Here is an 18,386-nt window from a genome sequence, read left to right as displayed (position 1 = left end):
CACCCCTCCGTGATCCGATACGCACTCACACGAGGAGCCCTGCTCATCGCAGGGCTCCTCGTGTCGAGCGTGCTCATCTTCCTCACTCTGCGCGTGTTCCCGGGAGACGTCGCGCAACTCATCGCCGGCACCCAGGCCTCACCCACCGAAATCGACGCGTTGCGTGAATCCCTCGGCCTGAACCGCCCGTTGGTCGCCCAATACACCGAGTGGATCGGCGGCATCTTCCGCGGCGACCTGGGGACCTCCCTGCTCTCCGGTGCCTCGGTCGGTGAGGAGCTTCTGCTCAAGGCGCAGGTCACCGTGCCCCTCGGCATCATGTCGCTCCTGATCGCCGTGCTGATCGCCGTGCCGTTCGGCATCCTCGCCGCACTCCTGCGCGGTCGCCGCGGAGGCACGGCTCTCAGCGTCGGCGCCCAGGCGCTGGCCGCCGTCCCCGTCGTCTGGGCCGGCATGATGCTCATCGTCGTGTTCTCGGTCTGGCTGGGCTGGTTGCCTCCGCAGGGCTTCCCGCGCACCGGATGGTCGACACCGTGGCGGGCGATCGAGTCGCTGCTGCTCCCCGCGTTGACGATCGGCATCGTGGAAGGCGCGATGCTGATGCGTTTCGTGCGCAGCGCCACGCTCCAAGCGGCCGGACAGGACTTCGTACGCACGGCCGCCGCGAAAGGCCTCACTCGCACGCGAGCACTCATCCAACACGGCATCCCGGCCGTCGGGCTCTCGATCGTCACCGTCCTCGGGCTCCAGGTCGCCGGGATCATCGTCGGATCGGTCGTGATCGAGCAGCTCTTCACCCTCCCCGGCATCGGACGGATGCTGGTCGCCGATGTCGGAACGCGCGACCTCATCAAGGTGCAGAGCGAACTCCTCGTCCTCACCGGCTTCGTGCTGGTCGTGGGCTTCGTGGTCGACCTCGTGCACCGCGCGATCGATCCCCGCCAACGGGAGGCCGCATGACTCCCCGATGGCTCGCCCGCCTCTGGAGCACCCCGACCGGGCGCTTCGGGCTCGTCGTCGTGGCCGTGGTCGCGGGCACGGCGCTCGTCGCCCTGTGGTGGACCCCGTTCGACCCTCAGGCGTCGGACATCGGAGAGCGGTGGCTCCCCCCGGGATGGCCGCACCTGCTCGGCACCGATGACACCGGCCGTGACATCCTCAGCCTGCTGATGGCGGGAGCGCGCACGACCGTGTTCGTGAGCGTCGGCGCCGGCGTCGTGGCGACGGTCGTGGGAGTCTCCCTCGCCGCGCTCGGTGCCCTCACCGCTCGCTGGATGCGGGAGACCGTCGCGGTGCTCGTCGACATCCTGATCGCCTTCCCCGTCCTCCTGATCGCCATGATGATCTCCTCGGTCTGGGGCGGCTCGCTCTGGGTCGTGATCTGGGCCGTGGGGATCGGGTTCGGCGTGAACATCGCCCGCGTGACGCGACCGGAACTGCGCCGTGTGCAGCAGAGCGACTTCGTGCTGGCCGGTCGAGCCGCGGGGCTGACTCCGTCGCAGAGCCTGGTCCGCCACCTGCTGCCGAACGTCGCACCGGTCTTCATCGTGCAGCTCTCGTGGTCGATGGCCGTCGCCGTCCTCGCCGAGGCAGGACTGTCGTACCTCGGCTTCGGTGCCTCCGTGGTCGAGCCGAGCTGGGGGTTGTTGCTCGCCGACCTCCAGCGCTACATCGGGGTGCATCCGCTCTCGGTGATCTGGCCCGGTCTCGCGATCACGATCACCGTGCTCGCGCTGAACCTCCTCGGTGACGGCCTGCGCGAGGCGACCGACCCGACCCTGCGACACCGTGCCGCCGAAGTCCATACCCCGGGGGTGGTCTCATGAGTCTCTCCGTGGAAGACCTCGTGATCGAGATCGACGGGCGCCGCGTCGTCGACGGCATCTCGTTCGAGGTTCCGGACGGTGCGCGCCTGGGTCTGATCGGCGAGTCCGGTTCCGGCAAGTCGCTCACCGCTCTCGCTGTGCTCGGCCTCCTCCCCGACGGTGCGAGCGCGTCCGGCAGTATCCGCTGGAACGGCGTAGAACTGATCGGAATGCCCGATCGCGAGCTGGCCCGCCTGCGCGGCGACGACATCGGCATCGTGTTCCAAGAGCCCCGCACGGCGCTGAACCCCATCCGCACCGTCGGGCGACAGATCGCGGAATCGATCCGCATCCACGAGGGAGTCGGTCGCCGCGAGGGCCGAGAGCGCGCGATCGCCGAGGCCGCGCGCGTGCGTCTGCCGGATCCGGAGTCGATCGTCGACCGGTATCCGCACCAGCTCTCGGGCGGTCAGCGGCAGCGCGTCGCGATCGCCATGGCTCTCGCCTGCCGTCCGCGCCTGCTCATCGCCGACGAACCGACGACCGCACTCGATGTCACGATCCAGGCCGAGATCCTGTCGCTGCTGCTCGCCCTCGTCGCCGAAGAGGGCATGTCCCTCGTCTTCATCACCCACGATCTCGCCGTGCTCGCTCAGGTCGCGACCGCGGGCGTCGTGCTCGAGCGCGGGCGCGTCGCGGAGTCGGGGGCGGTGTCGACTCTCCTCTCGGCCCCCTCCTCCCCGATCACACAGGGGCTGCTGCGGGACGCGACAGCGACCCTGTGGCGCCCGGACGGCGGTGTCTCGTGACCCTGATCGAAGCGCGGGGACTCGGACGAGATCACCGCCTCCCGAAGCGCTCCCTGTTCGAGCGTCCCCGAACGCAGACCGCGCTGTTTCCGACCGACCTGGAGGTCGCCGAGGGCTCATCCGTGGGGATCATCGGCGAATCGGGGTCGGGGAAATCGACCCTGGTCCGACTCCTCCTGGGGCTCGATCGAGCGTCGTCCGGCATCGTCACCATCGACGGACGCCCCGTGGACGCCACCGCATCCGCCAAGTCTCTGCATTGGCTGCGACGCGAGACCGGGATGGTGTTCCAGGACCCGTTCGCCTCGCTCGATCCGCGCATGACGGCCGGGCAGATCATCCGCGAACCCCTCTGGGCGCTCGGCATCGACGGCGATCACCGAGCGAGGGTCCGCGAGGTCCTCGCACAGGTCGGCCTGGAGCCCGAGATGGGCGATCGCTACCCGCACGAGTTCTCCGGTGGTCAACGCCAGCGGATCGCGCTCGCCCGGGCGATCGTGCATCGACCTCGCATCCTCGTGGGTGATGAGCCCCTCTCCGCCCTCGACGTGACGGTGCGCGCGCAGATCCTGGATCTGCTGATGGAGCTTCGCCGGACGACGGACCTCACGCTCCTTCTGGTGTCGCACGACATCGGTGTGGTGCAGAACCTGTGCGACAGCGTCGCGGTGATGAAGGACGGCCGCATCGTCGAACGGGGATCGACGGAGGAGGTCCTCCTGCACCCCGCACAGGAGTACACGAAGTCCCTGCTGGCGGCGATCCCGGTGATCCCGCGCTCCGGGGACGTCTGAGCGCACATCGTCACCGCCGGTCGCCCTGCTCAGCGACGTGCCCCGAAGAGGCTTCCGCGCCGCCGTCCCGTCGGCTTGAGCACGCGCCGCATGTACACGGTGCCGAGATCGCGGCCGAACTTGTACCCGACGCGCCCCATGCGCCCGGCCTCGACGAAACCGAGCTTCTCGTGAAGCCGTATCGACGCCTCTGCGCCGCGATCACTGATGACGGCGACCATCTCTCGAAGCCCGATCTGCTCACACGCATCGATCAGTGCCCGCAGCAGTGCGGCTCCGAGCCCCTTCCCGCCGGCCCCCGGGCCCAGGTAGATCGAGTCCTCGACGGTGTACTTGTAGGCGTTCTTCCCCGCCCACGGTTGGGCGAGCGCGTATCCCATCACGACGCCGCCCGGCGACACGGCGACGAGGAAGGGCAGCTCCAACCGCGTGAGCAGCGCGTACTTCTCGCGCCAGTACGGGATGCTGCTGCGTCGCTCATCGAGTGTGACCGCGGAATTGCTCACGAAGTGGTTGTAGATCTCTCGCACGTGAGGCAGGTCAGCCGGGCGGGCCGGCCGGATCGTGTAAGAGAAGATCTCGGGCGCGGCCTGCGGGCGAAGGTGGCGCGGGAGGACACGGCGACGGTCCCCCGGTTCGAACTGCATGCGCTCAGCTTAGAGACGGAGCGGCTTCGCCTTCCACCCTCCAGTCCACGGCTTCGGCCCCCTGTTCCGCGAGCAGGGCATTCGCACGCGAGAACGGCCGGGATCCGAAGAACCCGCGGCTCGCCGACAGCGGGGAGGGATGGGCCGAGACGATCACCGGCGTGTCACCGAGCATCGGCTGCAGATTCGCCGCGTCCCTGCCCCAGAGCACGGCTACGAGAGGCTGATTCCGGGCGACGAGGGTTCTGATCGCGAGTTCGGTGACCTTCTCCCACCCCCAGCCTCGGTGCGAGGCGGCCGCCCCCGGACGGACGGTCAGGACGCGGTTGAGCAAGAGCACGCCCTGATCGCTCCAGGCGGTGAGATCACCGTGCGGCGCCGGCGGTAGGCCGAGGTCGCTCTCCCGCTCCTTGTAGATGTTCGTGAGGCTGCGCGGCAGCGGCCGTACCTCACGGTCCACCGCGAACGACAGGCCGATGGGGTGACCGGGCGTCGGATACGGGTCCTGCCCCGTGATCAGCACGCGCACGTCCGCGAGGGGCCGTCGGAACGCCCGAAGGACGTCCTCCCCGGCAGGCAGGTACCCGTGCCCGGCATCCTGTTCCGCCCGGAGCCTCTCCCCGAGTCCGGTTATCGTCTCCTGGACCGGGGCGAGTGCTTCCGCCCAGCCCGCGTCGATGAGGCCGTCCGCAGCGAGTTCGGCCAGCGTCCGCGCCATCGTCAGTCGATCGAGCGCACACGCAGCGGCCCGCGGGCGAGCAGGTGCTGTGCGGATTGGGCCACCGGACGCATCGTGACGAGGTCGAGGTTCACATGCCCCGGCGCCTCCAGCGCATAGGTGATGACATCCGCGACATCCTCCGCGAGGAGCGGTGCGTCGACGCCGGCGTACACGGCCTCTGCGGCCACGGCGTCGCCGCCCAGTCGGTTCAGCGTGAACTCCTCGGTGTGCACCATGCCGGGCGCGACCTCGACCACCCGGATCGGCTCGCCGTTCAACTCCTGGCGGAGCACCTTGACCAGCATGCTCTCGGCGGCCTTCGCCGCGTTGTACCCGGCTCCCCCCGCATACGCCGATTGGGCGGCCGTGGAGGTGACGAAGACCGTGTCCGCGTGCCCGTCCGCGTCGGCAGCTCGGCGCAGCAGCGGGAGCAGTCCCGCCACGAGCCGCTGCGTCGCGAGCACGTTCGCATCGAACATCCACTGCCAGTCCTCGACCGCGGCGTCTTCGATGCGATCGGTACCGCGCGCACCGCCGGCCACCTGCACGAGCGCGTGCACCGGGCCCGACTCCGCGAGCGTGGAGACGAGGGCGTCGACGGCAGCCGGGTCGGTCAGATCGCAGGCGATCACGGAGGCTCCGGTCTCCGCGGCGAGCGCGGACAGACGGTCCTTGCGCCTGGCGACCCCGACCACATCCCATCCCCGCGACCGGAGTGCGCGGACCGTCGCCGCGCCGATCCCCGAACTCGCACCTGTCACCACTGCACGTCTGTTGGCCATGCCTCCACCGTACGATGTTCGCCCCGGATTGCGGAGTCCCGCGCGGGCTGTCGAGGATCCCTCGCTCGCGCGACAGCGGGCACCGCTCTGTTACGTCACATTTCTCCCTCACTGTTGACACCGAGCGATATTCCGTACTCTCGCAGCAACGGCATCCGCCATCCGACCTTCCGACCACTCCTGGGGGAATCACATGTCCGCACCTGAGTCCTGGCGCTTCGAGACCAAGCAGATCCACTCCGGCGCCGCCCCCGACCCGGTCACGAAGGCGCGCGCCACGCCGATCTATCAGACCACCTCGTATGTCTTCGACAGCGCGGATCACGCGGCCAACCTCTTCGCCCTGGCGGAGTTCGGCAACATCTACACCCGCATCCAGAACCCGACCCAGGACGTGCTGGAGCAGCGGCTCGCCGCACTCGAAGGCGGCACCGGCGCGCTCGTGCTCGCCAGCGGACAGGCGGCCTCGACCTTCGCCATCCTGAACATCGCGCAGGCCGGAGACCACTTCGTCGCCTCGAGCTCGATCTACGGCGGCACCTACAACCTCTTCAAGTACACCCTCGCGAAGCTCGGCATCGAGGTCACGTTCGTCGAGAACCAGGACGACCCCGAGGAATGGCGCCGCGCCGTCCGTCCGAACACGAAGCTGTTCTTCGCAGAGACGATCGGCAACCCGCAGATCAACATCCTCGACATCCGTACCGTCGCCGACGTCGCGCACGAGAACGGCGTGCCGCTGATCGTCGACAACACCATCGCCACCCCGTACCTGATCCGTCCGTTCGAGTTCGGTGCCGACATCGTCGTGCACTCGGTCACGAAGTTCCTCGGCGGCCACGGCACGACCATCGGCGGAGTCATCATCGACGGCGGCACGTTCGAGTGGTCGAAGAACGTCGACAAGTTCCCCGGCCTCACGGTCCCGGACCCCTCGTACCACGGCGCCAGCTACACCGCCGCCGTCGGCGACCCCCTCGCGTACATCATCAAGGCCCGTGTGCAGCTGCTGCGCGACCTCGGCTCCGCTATCGCGCCGCAGAGTGCGTGGAACCTCATCCAGGGCGTCGAGACGCTGTCGCTGCGCATCGAGCGTCACGTGCAGAACGCCCAGGAGATCGCCGAGTGGCTCGACGGCCGTGACGATGTCGCGACGGTCAACTACTCGGGGCTGCCCTCCTCGCCCTGGTACGCCAAGGCGAACGAGTACGCTCCCAAGGGTGTCGGTGCCGTGCTGTCGTTCGAGCTGAAGGGCGGCGTGGAGGCCGGGCGCGAGTTCGTGAACAGCCTGTCTCTGTTCAGCCACCTCGCCAACATCGGCGACGTCCGCTCGCTCGTCATCCACCCGGCGTCGACCACCCATGCACAGCTCACCCCCGAGCAGCAGCTCACGGCCGGTGTCACGCCGGGCCTCGTGCGCCTCTCGGTCGGCATCGAGAACATCGAGGACCTCAAGGCCGACCTGGATCAGGCTCTCGCCGCGGCACGCGCCGTGTCGGAGGCCGCCCGCGCCTGACCCCCGCTGTTCCGGTCGACACCCCGTCTGACCGTCGACGCCCCTCCTGAATCACGTCTCTCAGGAGGGGCGTCGACGCTGTGCGGGGGCGTCGACCGGAATTGGGGGGCGCGAGAGATCGGGGCGTAACCTGCCGCCGATGTGCGCCGGGTCACGCGACAATGGAGGGATGGACTGGCAGACGACCTCCGAGGACACGGTGCCGTCGGCACCCGTGACGGAGGCCGACGTCCGTCTCCTCCGCGCCCGCCCCCCGGCGACCGGGGCCTGGCGTGACGGTGACCCGGTCGGCGGCAGGCGCTTCGCCGCCTTCGGAGCCTTCGCCACGGAGAGCGGTGCGGAGCTGCCCGGCATCCGGATCGCCTACGAGTCCTGGGGTGAGCTGAACGCCGCCCGCGACAACGCGATCCTCGTCCTCCATGCGCTCACGGGCGACAGCCATCTGCGTGGCCCCGCAGGAGCGGGCCATCCGACCGCGGGCTGGTGGGAGGACATCACGGGCCCCGGCGCCCCCCTCGACACCGATCGCTGGTTCGTGATCGCGCCGAACATGCTGGGCGGCTGCCAGGGATCCACGGGCCCGGCGAGTGTCGCCCCGGACGGCTACGAGTGGGCATCGCGATTCCCCTACCTGACGATCCGCGATCAGGTGGCGGCGCAGGTGCGGCTCGCTGATGCGCTGGGAATCGACACGTGGGCCGCGGTCATCGGCGGCTCGATGGGGGGCATGCATGCCCTGGAGTGGGCCGCCACCCACCCCGAGCGCGTGCAGCGTCTCGCGGTCCTCTCCTCTCCGCCGGTGACGACGGCCGACCAGATCGCGCTGAACACCGTGCAGCTGGAGACCATCCGGATGGATCCGCGGTTCCAGGGCGGCGAGTACTACGACCTGTCCGACGGCGACGGCCCCCACCGCGGTCTCGCCCTGGCGCGGCGCATGGCTCTGCTGAACTACCGCAGCCCGATCGAGCTCAACCAGCGCTTCCAACGGTCATGGCAGTCGGAGGTATCGCCGCTCGGGCACGGCGGGCGCTTCGCGGTCGAGTCGTACCTGGACTTCCACGGCAACAAGTTCACCCGCCGCTTCGACGCCAACAGCTACATCACCCTCGTGGAGGCCATGAACTCGCATGACGTCGGGCGGGAGCGCGGGGGTGTCGAAGAAGCTCTGCGGGCGGTCACGGCGACCACGCTGGTCCTCGGGATCGACAGCGATCGGCTGTTCCCCGTCGACGGGCAGCAGCGCATCGCCCGCAGCATTCCGCACGTGATCGACGACGAGGCCGTGGTGCTCACCAGCGACTTCGGCCACGACGGGTTCCTGATCGAGACCGAAGCCGTCGGGTCCCACCTCCGCCGGCTCCTCGACAGCTGAGCCTCCCGAACGCCTCAGCCTGCGACGAACCTCCACGGCAGCACACTGGCTTCGAGGCGCCCTTGCTCCCAGGAGAAGTCCCGACCGGTCTCGGTATCGAGAACACGCGTCTGGAAGAGTTCCGCTGCACCGCCGGACGACAGTGCCGCAGCGGCATCCGAGAACGCGGACAGGCGGTGCAGCGTGACCCACGTCGGCGGGTACAGCATCCACTCCCCCGCCCCGTGGCGCGCCAGTGCTTCCAATGGCCGCGCCCAGGCCAACTCGGCGACCTCGTCCTCAGCAGGTGACGGCACCGCGTCCGATGCCGCGGCGAGGAAGAACCAGGTGCGGATGCGGGTGGGAGCCTCGATCGGCGGCTGCCATTCGGAGAGGACGACGAGATCGTCGACCACCAGCCCCACTTCCTCGAAGGTCTCCCGGATCGCGGCCCGGCGCGCGTCCTCGACGTCTCCTTCGCCGTCACGTCGGTCCTCCGGCTCGACCTTGCCGCCCGGGAACACCCAGGCGCCTGGGAAGGATCCACGATCCGGTCGACGCAGCAGCAGCACCTCGAACCCGGGTTCCGCGGACCGCAGCAGGACGACGGTGCCGGCGACGGGCAGGGAATCCTCGGGCGCACTCATCCCGACACTCTACGACGCGACGAGTTCCGAGACCTCGGGGCGGCGCACTTCGATGCGGTACGACAGCACGGCGATCAGGAGCCCGGCAACGGCGAGCGCTGCTCCGGTCCAAGCCGGCGCGGTGAAACCCCATCCGACGGCGATCACGACACCGCCCAGGAAGGCGCCGAGGCTGTTCCCGATGTTGAGCGCCGAGTGGTTCATCGCCGCCGCGATCGACTGGTTGTCACCGGCCACGTCCATGAGACGCGTCTGGATGGTCGGGCTCAGCACCGAAGAGACGAATCCGACCACGAGCACCGTCAGCCCGAGGCTCACGATCAAGAACGAGAGGAAGGCGAGCAGGGCGAACACGATCGCCATCGCCGCGAGTCCCCACAGCAGGGTGCGGCGCAGATCGATGTCGGCGAGGTGGCCGCCCACGAGGTTTCCGGCGGTCATGCCGAGCCCCATCAGCACGAGCACGATCGGGACCGCCCACTCGGGTGACCCCGCCACGTCCGTCACCAACGGCGCGATGTAGCTGTACACCGCGAAGAACCCGCCGAAGCCGATCGCGCCGATGCCGAGTGTGAACCACACCTGTGCCCGGCGGAACACCCGGAGCTCCTGACGCATCGTCCGCCCCGGATCGCCCGGATGCTCGGGGACGAACAGCGCGATGCACAGCGTTGCGAGCGCGAACACCAGCGCCACGACGGCGAACGCCGCCCGCCACCCCCACTCCTGCCCGAGGAAGGTCCCCAGCGGCACCCCGATGACGTTGGCGACCGTGAGGCCGGTGAGGATGAAGGCCACGCCCTTGGCACGGTTTCCCGGACCCATGACATCGGCGGCGACGAGGGCTCCGATGCCGAAGTACGCACCGTGCGGCAACCCGGCGAGGAATCGCGAGGCGGCGACGAGCTCGAAGGTCGGCAGCACCACCGTGAGGGCATTGAACACCGTGAGCGCGAGAGCGAGCACGATCATCACTCGATGACGCGGGTAGCGCGCGACGAAGCCCGCGATGGTCGGGGCGCCGATGACGACACCCAGCGCGTACAACGAGATCAGCCACCCCGTCTGACTCAGCGCTTCTTCCGGACGGGTCGCCCAGAGCGCAGGCAGCAGGTCAGCGGCGATGTTGGGCAGCAGGCCCATGACCACGAACTCGGTCATGCCGATGCCGAAACTGCCGATGGCGAGAGAGAGGAGCGCCCACTTCGCCGCACCCCTCGATTGCGTCGAGGGATTCACCGGATCAGCTTAGCGGCCGTCGGGGTGCACGACCGCCGGGACGCCTCGTTCTCGCGTCATGAACACGTCCACGTCGTCCTGCGAGTCGACGGTGAACCCGTGACGCTCGTAGAGGCTGCGCGCCGGACTGCCCTGGAGCACGTTGAGCCGGTACCGCCCGTCGTCGTCGAGGATCATCGCCAGGACCCGAGTGCCGACGCCCCTCCCGTGGTGCGAGGCGTCGAGGTAGAGGTGCTCCAGCCACGTGATGTCGCCGTCTGGACGGAGGGCGACAGACCCGACATCCACAGCGTCCACCACGATGATCCGCGTGTACGCCGGCTCGAACGCATCGCGGAAGCGTTGTCGGACACGCGTCGGGTCGTAGCGCCCCAGCCGCTCCAGGTCGGCGCGGAGCACGTCGGCGCGCAGCTCGGCGATCCACTCGGCGTCCTCGGCGAGCGCCGTCCGGAGAACGACCGATGCGAGCGGACGCGGATCAGTCACGGGGCTCCGCGGCAGCCGCCTCCCCGATCGCCGACTCCAACCGTTCGATCTTCGCGTCGAGCTCTCCGGAGTACCCGGGACGGATGTCGGCCTTGAGCACGAGCGAGACCCGTGACCCGAACGGCATCACCGCTTCGGTCGCGCGCTTGACGACGGCCATGACCGTGTCCCAGTCCGGACCTTCGATCTCGGTGAACATGCTCGTCGTCCGGTGCGGCAGCCCCGATTCGCGCACGACACGCACGGCTGCCGCCACGGCGTCGTGCACGGAGGCGTCGGTGCGCTGCGCACCGTCGGCGGGGGTGCCACTCGGGGCGACGGAGAAGGCGATCAGCATGGGTTCACTCCTGGGGTTTCGGACGACGGGCGGGCACACGTGAGAGAGCACGGATGCTCAGGATGAGCAGGACGAGGAGAAGGACGTTGCGCACCGTGAGGACGGCGACGGCGAGGGCATCGGCCCGCAGGAGTGCGTCGTAGCCGATCGGGTAGACGAGGCAGGTGAGCAGGCAGAGCGCGAGGACGATCACGGCGGGAACGCGCGCTCTGACCCGATCGAGCACGAGCCAGAGGATCACCGGGGCGATCAGCCAGGTCTGGAACTGCGGCGAACCGACCTTGTTGGTGACGATCAGCAGCGTGACGAGCGTGAGGGCGAGCGGAGGGAACAGCCGGGGGAAGGTCGCACCGCGCGCCGCTTTCCGCGCGCCCACCACCGTCACCGCGAGGACCGAGAGCGCCATCAGGGGTGTGAGCGCGGCGGCGACGGCGTCGACCCCGGGGGCCGTGATCTGGAAGGTGAGGATCTCGAAGCTGTACTCGATACGTGCGGCTCCGGCGACCGCGAGCCAGAGGAACGGCGTGGCGGCCACGGCCTCGATCTGCAGCCCCCGCCCGGTCTGCTCCGTCAGGAACCCGAAGATCTCGGTGTCCGCGCCGAGCAGGAACAGCGTCGCGACGACCCCGGTGGTGACGACCGCGGCAGCGAGCAGCACCCGCATCCTCGCGCGGAGCGCCACGACGGCCGCCAGGACCAGCGCCCCGGGCCAGATCTTGATCCAGGCGCCGATCGTGAGGAGGGCGGCACCGATCGTCGGCCGCGACACGAGCCAGAGCCCACCGATCACGGCGATCGGCACCGTGATCGCGTCGATCCGGTAGAGCGCGATGGGACCGAGCAGAAGGAGCGCAGCACACCAGAACCAGGCAGCCACACGACGTGCACGCGACGGCGAACGGCCGACGAGCACACCGAAGGCGACGGCATCGAGGATGATCACGAGCGTCGCCCACCCGACCAGATACGCATTGGAGACGCCGAGCAGGAGCACGAGCGGCGCCGACACGGCCGCGGCGATGAGCATCGGCACGAGGGCGAGCTGCGGGTAGACCCAGGTCTCGTCGATTCCGACGATCGGTCCCCCGCTGAGCGCCGACGTCGCCCAGGGCTCGTACACGAGCACGACATCACCCATCGGCTGACTCGGATACACCCACCCGAGCCACGCTGTGAGCAGGTGCACGAGCAGGAAGACGGCCCATAGCACGACCACCCTGCTGTTCGACGCGCGCCTCACGCGAGGACGTCCGCGATCGCGGGCGGCAGCGCCGCGGCGACATCCAGCGCGACGATCGGATGCCCCGGGCTGCCGGCGGTCACGTCTGCGGCGATCCGTGCCGCGTGGCCGTGCACCCAGGCCCCCGCGGCGGCGATCTCTGCGAGCGGGGCATCGGGATTCGCGGCGGTCACCGCGCCGAGCACGCCGGCGAGCACGTCTCCGGTTCCCGCCGTCGCCAACCAGCCCGTCCCGGCCTCGATCGCGAACGTCGTCCCGTCCGGGGCTGCGACCAGCGTGCGAGCGCCCTTGAGGAGCACGGTTCCGCCGATCTTCGCGGCGACCTGTCGGGCCCCTTCGGCGCGTCCGCCGCCTGGTTGCAGGCGCAGACGCTCCTGGAGCCTGGCGAACTCGCGTGCGTGCGGGGTGATGAGGAAGGGGGCGCGGGCGCCGGGGGCGAGATCCAGCGCTCCGGCATCGACGACGACCGGCACGGTCCCCGCGAGGATCTCCCGGAGCGCGACGCTCTCCGCGTCCGTCCGAAGGGCCGGATCCGTGCCGGATCCGATCACCCAGGCATCCACGCGGGAACGACCAGGGTCCGCTCCGACCACCGTCTCCGGGCGCCGGGCGAGCACGGCATCGGCCGCCCGCTCCTCCCCCACGTAACGCACGAATCCTGCACCGGTCCGCCACGCGGCCTCGACACCGAGCACCGCAGCACCGGGATAAGCGGCCGATCCGGTGCGGAGCGCCACCACCCCGCGCGTGTACTTGTCGTCCTCTGCGGCGGGCGCGCGGAAGTACCGGGACGTATCGTTGCGTGTCCACTCGCGCACCTCGACCATGACTCCACGTTAGTGCGACGCTCCGCGAGGCGCGTCGTCGCGGTAGCGTCGAACGGTGAGTCTTCTCTTCTCCCCGCTGAGCATCCGTTCCGTCACGTTCCGCAATCGCCTCTGGGTCTCGCCGATGTGCATGTACAGCGCCGTCGACGGCCTGGTGCAGGAATGGCATCACACGCACCTCGCGCAGTTCGCTTCGGGCGGCGCCGGACTGATCGTCGCGGAGGCGACCGCGGTGGTACCCGAGGGCCGTATCTCGCCGCGCGATGCGGGTCTCTGGAGCGACGAGCAGCGCGACGCCTGGGCGCCGATCGTCCGCGCTATCCACGACCGTGGGGCGTCCGCCGGGATCCAGCTCGCGCACGCGGGACGGAAGGCATCGACGTGGTGGCCGTGGGCACGTGAGCGGGGGTCGGTGCCGGCTGCCGAGGGAGGCTGGACGACAGTTGCGCCGTCGGCGATCGCCTTCGACGGTTTCGACGCGCCGGTCGCCCTCGACCTCGCCGGGATCGACCGCGTGGTCGAGGCCTTCGCCGACGCCGCGCGACGCGCTCTCGAGGCGGGCTTCGACGTGCTGGAGATCCACGGTGCGCACGGCTACCTGCTGCACCAGTTCCTGTCCCCGCTCTCGAACCGGCGAGACGACGAGTACGGCGGCTCGCTCGAGAACCGCGCGCGGCTCCTGCTGCGCGTCGTGGACGCTGTGCGCGAGGCTGCGGGTCCCGAGGTGCCGGTCTTCGTGCGGATCTCGGCCACCGACCACGCCGAAGGCGGTTTCACCCCCGATGAGGCGTCCACCGTCGCCGACTGGGCCACGCAGCGCGGAGCGGACCTGATCGACGTCTCGAGCGGCGGCCTCGTGGCCCATCAGCGGATCGAGGTGTTCCCCGGATACCAGGTCTCTCTCGCCGAGACCGTCCGCCGCGGAGGCCGCATCCCGGTGTCGGCGGTCGGACTGATCACCGCATCCGCCCAGGCCGAGCAGGTGCTCGCCGACGGCGCGGCGGATGCGGTCTTCGCCGGCCGGGAGTGGCTTCGCGACCCGCACTTCGCGCTCCGCGCCGCACATGAACTCGGCGCCGAGGTCGCATGGCCACCCCAGTACGAACGCGCGCACTGGCGCTGAGGCCGGACGGAGACATGAAGGCCGCCGACTCCTCGGGGAGCCGGCGGCCTTCGTGCGTGTGATCGGGGTCAGCGTCCGCGGAAACGACGAGTCGCGTCCTGCACCTCTCCCACGAGCTCTTCGAGGATGTCCTCCAGGAACAGCACCGCGGTGGTGTTCCCCCGCGCGTCACGCACCTTCGCCAGGTGACGACCGGCGCGGCGCATGACCGCGAGGGCGTCCTCGAGATCCGTGTCCTCCTGGACGGGCACCATGTGGTGGATGCGCTTCGCCGGGACCGGCTCGATCATCTTGACCTCGGCATCGGGGCCTTCCGAGGCCCGGAGGATGTCCTTCAAGTGCACGTAGCCGATCGGCACGGACTCGTCGTCGACGATCACGTAGCGCGAGAACCCGTAGCGGGCGACCGCCTTCTCGATGTCGTCCGGCGTGGTCGACTGCGGAAGCGTGACCAGATCGCTCAGGGGCACGGCCACGTCTCGCGCCTTCTTGTCGGTGAACTCGACGGCGGCCGCGACCGTTCCCGCGGTGTCCATGAGCAGACCCTCGCGCCGCGACTGGCTGACGATGGTGGCAACCTCATCGAGGGTGAAGGTCGATGCCGCCTCGTTCTTCGGCTCCACGCGGAACAGCCGCAGCACGCCGTTGGCCGTCGCGTTGAGCACCCAGATCACGGGCATGAACACCTTCGACACCCACACGAGGGGCGGGGCGAGGATGAGCACGGCACGGTCCGGCACCGAGAACGCGAGGTTCTTCGGCACCATCTCGCCGAACACCACATGAAGGAACGACACGATCAGCAGCGCGATGGCGAACGACACCGCGTCGACAGCGCCGTCCGGCCAGCCGAGGGCATGCAGCGGCACGGCCAGCAGGTGGTGGATCGCGGGCTCGGAGACGTTCAGGATGAGCAGCGAACAGATCGTGATGCCGAGCTGCGAGGTCGCGAGCATCAGCGTCGCATGCTCCATCGCGTACAGCGCCGTCTTGGCCGCGCGCGATCCCTGATCGGCGCGGGGCTCGATCTGCGACCGCCGCGCGGAGATCACGGCGAACTCGCCGCCGACGAAGAAGGCGTTCGCGACGAGAAGCACGACGAGCCAGGCGAGTCCTGCCCAATCGTTCATCGGGTGGCCCCCTCTCCCTCGCCGAGCGGACTCGGCACGTAGCGGACGCGATCGACGCGTCGGCCGTCCATGCGCACGACCCGGAGCGTGCCGCTGTCGAGCGGAACCTCGTCACCGACCGAGGGCACGCGCTCGAGCACGCTCATGACGTACCCGCCGACGGTGTCGTAGACGTCGCCCTCCGGAACCTCGACCCCGGCGCGACGACGCAGCTCATCGGGCCGCAACTCGCCGGGGAAGGTGATGCCCTCGCGGTTGCGGATCACTCCGGCCCGAGTGCGGTCGTGCTCATCGGCGACCTCGCCCACCAGCTCCTCGACGAGGTCCTCGAGCGTCACGAGCCCTGCCGTTCCGCCGTACTCGTCGACGACGACGGCCAGTTGGTAGCCGCGTGCGCGGAGCTCGGAGATCAGGGCGTCGACGTGGACCGTCTCCGGAACACGGAGGGGCTCGGTCGCCAGCGCGCCGACAGGCACCTCCGCACGGCGCTCGCGCGGCACGGAGATGGCAGCTTTCAGATGCACGACGCCCATGATGTCGTCGAGGTCGTCGTCGTAGACCGGGAACCGACTGTGCCCGGTGCGGCGGGCGAGCTGGATGACATCGTCGGTGGAGTCACCGGCGGCGATCGCGTGCATGCTCGGGCGGGCGGTCATCACATCGGCGGCGGTGAGTCGGGAGAACGTCAGAGTGCGGTCGAGGAGCGTGGCCGTGTCGGCCTCGAGCATGCCCGCGCTGGCGGAGCGCCGGACCAGCGAGGAGAGCTCCTCCGCACTCCGGGCGCCGGAGAGCTCCTCTTTCGGCTCGATCCCCATGCTGCGCAGCACGCCGTTGGCGCTGCCGTTGAGCACGACCACGGCCGGCTTGAAGACCGTGGTGAATGCGATCTGGAAAGGGACCACCAGCTTCGCGGTGGCGAGGGGAAGAGCGAGCGCGAAGTTCTTCGGCACCAGCTCACCGAGGATCATCGAGAGCACGGTGGCGATGAACATCGCCACGATGGTCGCGATGGGCGAGACGGCTGCTTCCGGAATGCGCCAGGCCAGAAGCGTCGGCCGGAGGAGGTTCGACAGCGCCGGTTCCATCGTGTAACCGGTCAGCAGCGTCGTCAGCGTGATACCGAGCTGTGCCGCCGAAAGGTGGGTCGACGTGTGCTTGAGGGCACTGATCGTGAGCGAGAGCCGGGACTCCCCCCGAGCCTGACGCGCTTCGAGGTCGGCGCGGTCGAGATTGACCAGCGCGAACTCGCTCGCGACGAAGAGGCCGGTGCCGACCGTGAGCAGGAGCCCCACGCCCAACATGATGTAGTCCATCAGAGGTTCCTCTCCGAGGAGAGAGGCGGACAGTGGGGCGATGTTCTACAACTGGGAGGGTCGTCCATTATGGGGACGATTGTATCGAATGAGGACGCGCTCGCGCTCGCGCTCACCAACTGACCGGCAGCGCCTTGCCCTCTTCGTATCCCGCTGCCGACTGAAGGCCGACGAGCGCACGGTCGTGGAACTCGGACACGGTCGACGCTCCCGCGTAGGTGAACGACGAACGTACGCCCGAGGTGATCATGTCCAGCAGGTCCTCCACGCCGGGACGCAGGGGGTCGAGGTAGATCTTCGACGAGGAGATGCCCTCGGCGAAGAGTTCCTTGCGCGCACGCTCGTACGCGTCGAGCCGGCCGAACCGCGCCTGCACCGCCTTGGTCGACGCCATGCCCCAGGACTCCTTGAAGAGACGCCCGTCGCCCTCGTGCTGCAGCTCCCCCGGAGCCTCGATGGTTCCCGCGAACCAGGAGCCGACCATGACGGAGGCCGCACCGGCGGCAAGCGCCAGAGCGACGTCGCGGGGGTACCGCACCCCGCCGTCGGCCCAGACGTGTGCGCCGAGCTCCCGCGCGGCCTGCGCGGTCTCGAGGACCGCCGAGAACTGCGGTCGACCGACCGCCGTCATCATTCGGGTCGTGCACATGGCCCCGGGCCCAACACCGACCTTGAGGATCGAGGCGCCCGCGTCGACCAGGTCGGCGACGCCGTCGGCGGTGACGATGTTCCCCGCCACGATCGGGAGCCCCAGGTCGAGATCGGCGACCGCGCGAAGCGCCCTCAGCATGCCTTCCTGGTGTCCGTGTGCCGTGTCGACGACGAGCACGTCGACGCCTGCTCCGGCGAGCGCCTTCGCCTTGGCGGCGACGTCGCCGTTGATGCCGACCGCCGCGGCCACCGCCAGTCGACCGTCAGCGTCGAGCGCCGGCCGGTAGAGCGTGGACCGCAAGGCGCTGCGTGCGCTCAGAGTGCCCACGAGGTGACCGTGGTGGATTACCGTCACCATCTCGACCCCGGCGTCGGTGATGACATCGAACGCGTGCCGCTCCGAACCGATGTCATCGGCATCGATCGACGGCGTACCCCGGTAGACGAGGTCGCCCAGTTGCGCATCCGGCAGCGCCGTGGCGAGTCGGACTGCGGGGAGGATGCCGACGATGCGCTCCACGTCGATCGGTGCGTCGCCGCGGGCCACGACGATCCCGTGTCCGCTGGTCGCCGGAAGCAGGCGGAGCGCGTCGGCGACGGACGCTTCTGGTGGCAGCACGATCGGGGTGTCCCAGAGGACCGGCTGCGCCTTCACCTCGCGAATCGCGGAGTCGAGATCCTGCAACGGCAGGTCCTGCGGAAGAACACCGAGAGCGCCGCGTCGCGCGAGCACCGCCGCGATGCGCGGACCCGTCACGGAGTTCATGTTGGCGGCGACGATCGGCAGGGTCGCGGGGGTGCCGTCGAGGGGCGCCAGATCGACCTGGAGGCGGCTGCTCACCGCGGATCGGCGCGGCACGAGGAAGACGTCCGAATAGGTCAGATCGACGGCCGGCTGCGCTCCTGAGAATTCCATGTCTCCACGGTACCCAGATCCCCTCGCCACGGGCGCATGGCTTCGACGA

The 18,386-nt window shown here is 69.5% G+C and carries 19 protein-coding genes; 7 read left to right on the top strand and 12 right to left on the bottom strand.

Annotated elements, in window-relative coordinates:
• Positions 1-9: 9 nt before the first annotated feature.
• The 4 genes from LRQ07_RS06830 to LRQ07_RS06815 are packed head-to-tail and all read left to right on the top strand — an operon-like array spanning position 10 to position 3,408.
• Positions 10-960, top strand: a complete 951-nt coding sequence (locus tag LRQ07_RS06830) for an ABC transporter permease (protein ID WP_256536223.1) — start codon at positions 10-12, stop codon at positions 958-960.
• Positions 957-1,826: an ABC transporter permease gene (locus LRQ07_RS06825; RefSeq protein WP_256536222.1), complete on the top strand. Its 870-nt coding sequence runs from the start codon at positions 957-959 to the stop codon at positions 1,824-1,826. Before LRQ07_RS06830 ends, LRQ07_RS06825 begins: the two co-directional genes overlap by 4 nt.
• Complete coding sequence (locus LRQ07_RS06820; protein WP_256536221.1) at positions 1,823-2,614, top strand: ATP-binding cassette domain-containing protein; 792 nt, start codon at positions 1,823-1,825, stop codon at positions 2,612-2,614. The genes LRQ07_RS06825 and LRQ07_RS06820 overlap by 4 nt, the downstream gene beginning before the upstream one ends.
• On the top strand, positions 2,611-3,408 hold the full coding sequence (locus LRQ07_RS06815) for an ABC transporter ATP-binding protein (RefSeq protein WP_232762106.1): 798 nt from the start codon (positions 2,611-2,613) through the stop codon (positions 3,406-3,408). The genes LRQ07_RS06820 and LRQ07_RS06815 overlap by 4 nt, the downstream gene beginning before the upstream one ends.
• A 29-nt stretch (positions 3,409-3,437) precedes the next feature.
• Here LRQ07_RS06815 and LRQ07_RS06810 read toward each other — a convergent pair whose 3' ends face one another.
• The 3 genes from LRQ07_RS06810 to LRQ07_RS06800 are packed head-to-tail and all read right to left on the bottom strand — an operon-like array spanning position 3,438 to position 5,558.
• A complete protein-coding gene (locus LRQ07_RS06810) occupies positions 3,438-4,055 on the bottom strand; it encodes a GNAT family N-acetyltransferase (protein ID WP_256536220.1) in 618 nt (205 codons plus the stop codon).
• A 4-nt stretch (positions 4,056-4,059) separates the two neighbouring features.
• Positions 4,060-4,773: a uracil-DNA glycosylase gene (locus LRQ07_RS06805; RefSeq protein WP_232762108.1), complete on the bottom strand. Its 714-nt coding sequence runs from the start codon at positions 4,771-4,773 to the stop codon at positions 4,060-4,062.
• Positions 4,774-4,775: 2 nt separating this feature from the next.
• A complete protein-coding gene (locus LRQ07_RS06800; protein WP_256536219.1) occupies positions 4,776-5,558 on the bottom strand; it encodes an SDR family oxidoreductase in 783 nt (260 codons plus the stop codon).
• Between the two features lie 193 nt (positions 5,559-5,751).
• Here LRQ07_RS06800 and LRQ07_RS06795 point away from each other — a divergent pair, with 193 nt between their 5' ends.
• On the top strand, positions 5,752-7,074 hold the full coding sequence (locus LRQ07_RS06795; protein WP_131492192.1) for a bifunctional o-acetylhomoserine/o-acetylserine sulfhydrylase: 1,323 nt from the start codon (positions 5,752-5,754) through the stop codon (positions 7,072-7,074).
• Positions 7,075-7,243: 169 nt separating this feature from the next.
• Positions 7,244-8,449 (top strand): homoserine O-acetyltransferase MetX, encoded by a 1,206-nt coding sequence (gene metX / locus LRQ07_RS06790; protein ID WP_131492193.1) that lies wholly within the window; start codon positions 7,244-7,246, stop codon positions 8,447-8,449.
• 14 nt (positions 8,450-8,463) lie between these two features.
• On the opposite strand, the gene LRQ07_RS06785 is transcribed toward metX, so the two are convergent.
• From LRQ07_RS06785 to LRQ07_RS06760, 6 genes are read right to left on the bottom strand one after another with little or no spacing between them, the layout of a single operon-like run.
• On the bottom strand, positions 8,464-9,075 hold the full coding sequence (locus tag LRQ07_RS06785; protein ID WP_256536218.1) for an NUDIX hydrolase: 612 nt from the start codon (positions 9,073-9,075) through the stop codon (positions 8,464-8,466).
• Between the two features lie 9 nt (positions 9,076-9,084).
• Positions 9,085-10,314, bottom strand: coding sequence for an MFS transporter (locus LRQ07_RS06780; protein WP_256536217.1), 1,230 nt, complete (start codon positions 10,312-10,314; stop codon positions 9,085-9,087).
• 9 nt (positions 10,315-10,323) lie between these two features.
• On the bottom strand, positions 10,324-10,800 hold the full coding sequence (locus tag LRQ07_RS06775; RefSeq protein WP_256536216.1) for a GNAT family N-acetyltransferase: 477 nt from the start codon (positions 10,798-10,800) through the stop codon (positions 10,324-10,326).
• Positions 10,793-11,137: an MTH1187 family thiamine-binding protein gene (locus tag LRQ07_RS06770; protein WP_134353486.1), complete on the bottom strand. Its 345-nt coding sequence runs from the start codon at positions 11,135-11,137 to the stop codon at positions 10,793-10,795. Before LRQ07_RS06770 ends, LRQ07_RS06775 begins: the two co-directional genes overlap by 8 nt.
• Positions 11,138-11,141: 4 nt before the next feature.
• Entirely contained in the window at positions 11,142-12,347 is a 1,206-nt protein-coding gene (locus tag LRQ07_RS06765; RefSeq protein ID WP_256536215.1) for a hypothetical protein, read from the bottom strand.
• 26 nt (positions 12,348-12,373) lie between these two features.
• Positions 12,374-13,204, bottom strand: a complete 831-nt coding sequence (locus tag LRQ07_RS06760; protein WP_256536214.1) for an NAD(P)H-hydrate dehydratase — start codon at positions 13,202-13,204, stop codon at positions 12,374-12,376.
• A gap of 55 nt (positions 13,205-13,259) precedes the next feature.
• Between LRQ07_RS06760 and LRQ07_RS06755 the strand changes: the two genes are divergently transcribed.
• Entirely contained in the window at positions 13,260-14,327 is a 1,068-nt protein-coding gene (locus LRQ07_RS06755; protein ID WP_256536213.1) for an NADH:flavin oxidoreductase/NADH oxidase, read from the top strand.
• 68 nt (positions 14,328-14,395) lie between these two features.
• Here the strand turns inward: LRQ07_RS06755 and LRQ07_RS06750 are convergent, their stop codons facing one another.
• From LRQ07_RS06750 to LRQ07_RS06740, 3 genes are all read right to left on the bottom strand, one after another.
• Positions 14,396-15,457: a hemolysin family protein gene (locus LRQ07_RS06750; RefSeq protein ID WP_047524382.1), complete on the bottom strand. Its 1,062-nt coding sequence runs from the start codon at positions 15,455-15,457 to the stop codon at positions 14,396-14,398.
• Positions 15,454-16,770, bottom strand: a complete 1,317-nt coding sequence (locus LRQ07_RS06745; RefSeq protein WP_047524383.1) for a hemolysin family protein — start codon at positions 16,768-16,770, stop codon at positions 15,454-15,456. Before LRQ07_RS06745 ends, LRQ07_RS06750 begins: the two co-directional genes overlap by 4 nt.
• Before the next feature lie 112 nt (positions 16,771-16,882).
• The gene (locus tag LRQ07_RS06740) at positions 16,883-18,337 is read right to left on the bottom strand and encodes a GuaB1 family IMP dehydrogenase-related protein (protein WP_256536211.1); all 1,455 of its coding nucleotides are present in this window, start codon (positions 18,335-18,337) and stop codon (positions 16,883-16,885) included.
• Positions 18,338-18,386: the final 49 nt, after the last annotated feature.

The sequence above is a fragment of the Microbacterium sp. J1-1 genome (assembly GCF_024498615.1).
GTDB lineage: Bacteria > Actinomycetota > Actinomycetes > Actinomycetales > Microbacteriaceae > Microbacterium > Microbacterium aurugineum.
The sequence above is the reverse complement of the archived record's forward strand: the minus strand, read 5'-3'. Positions and strand labels throughout refer to the sequence as shown.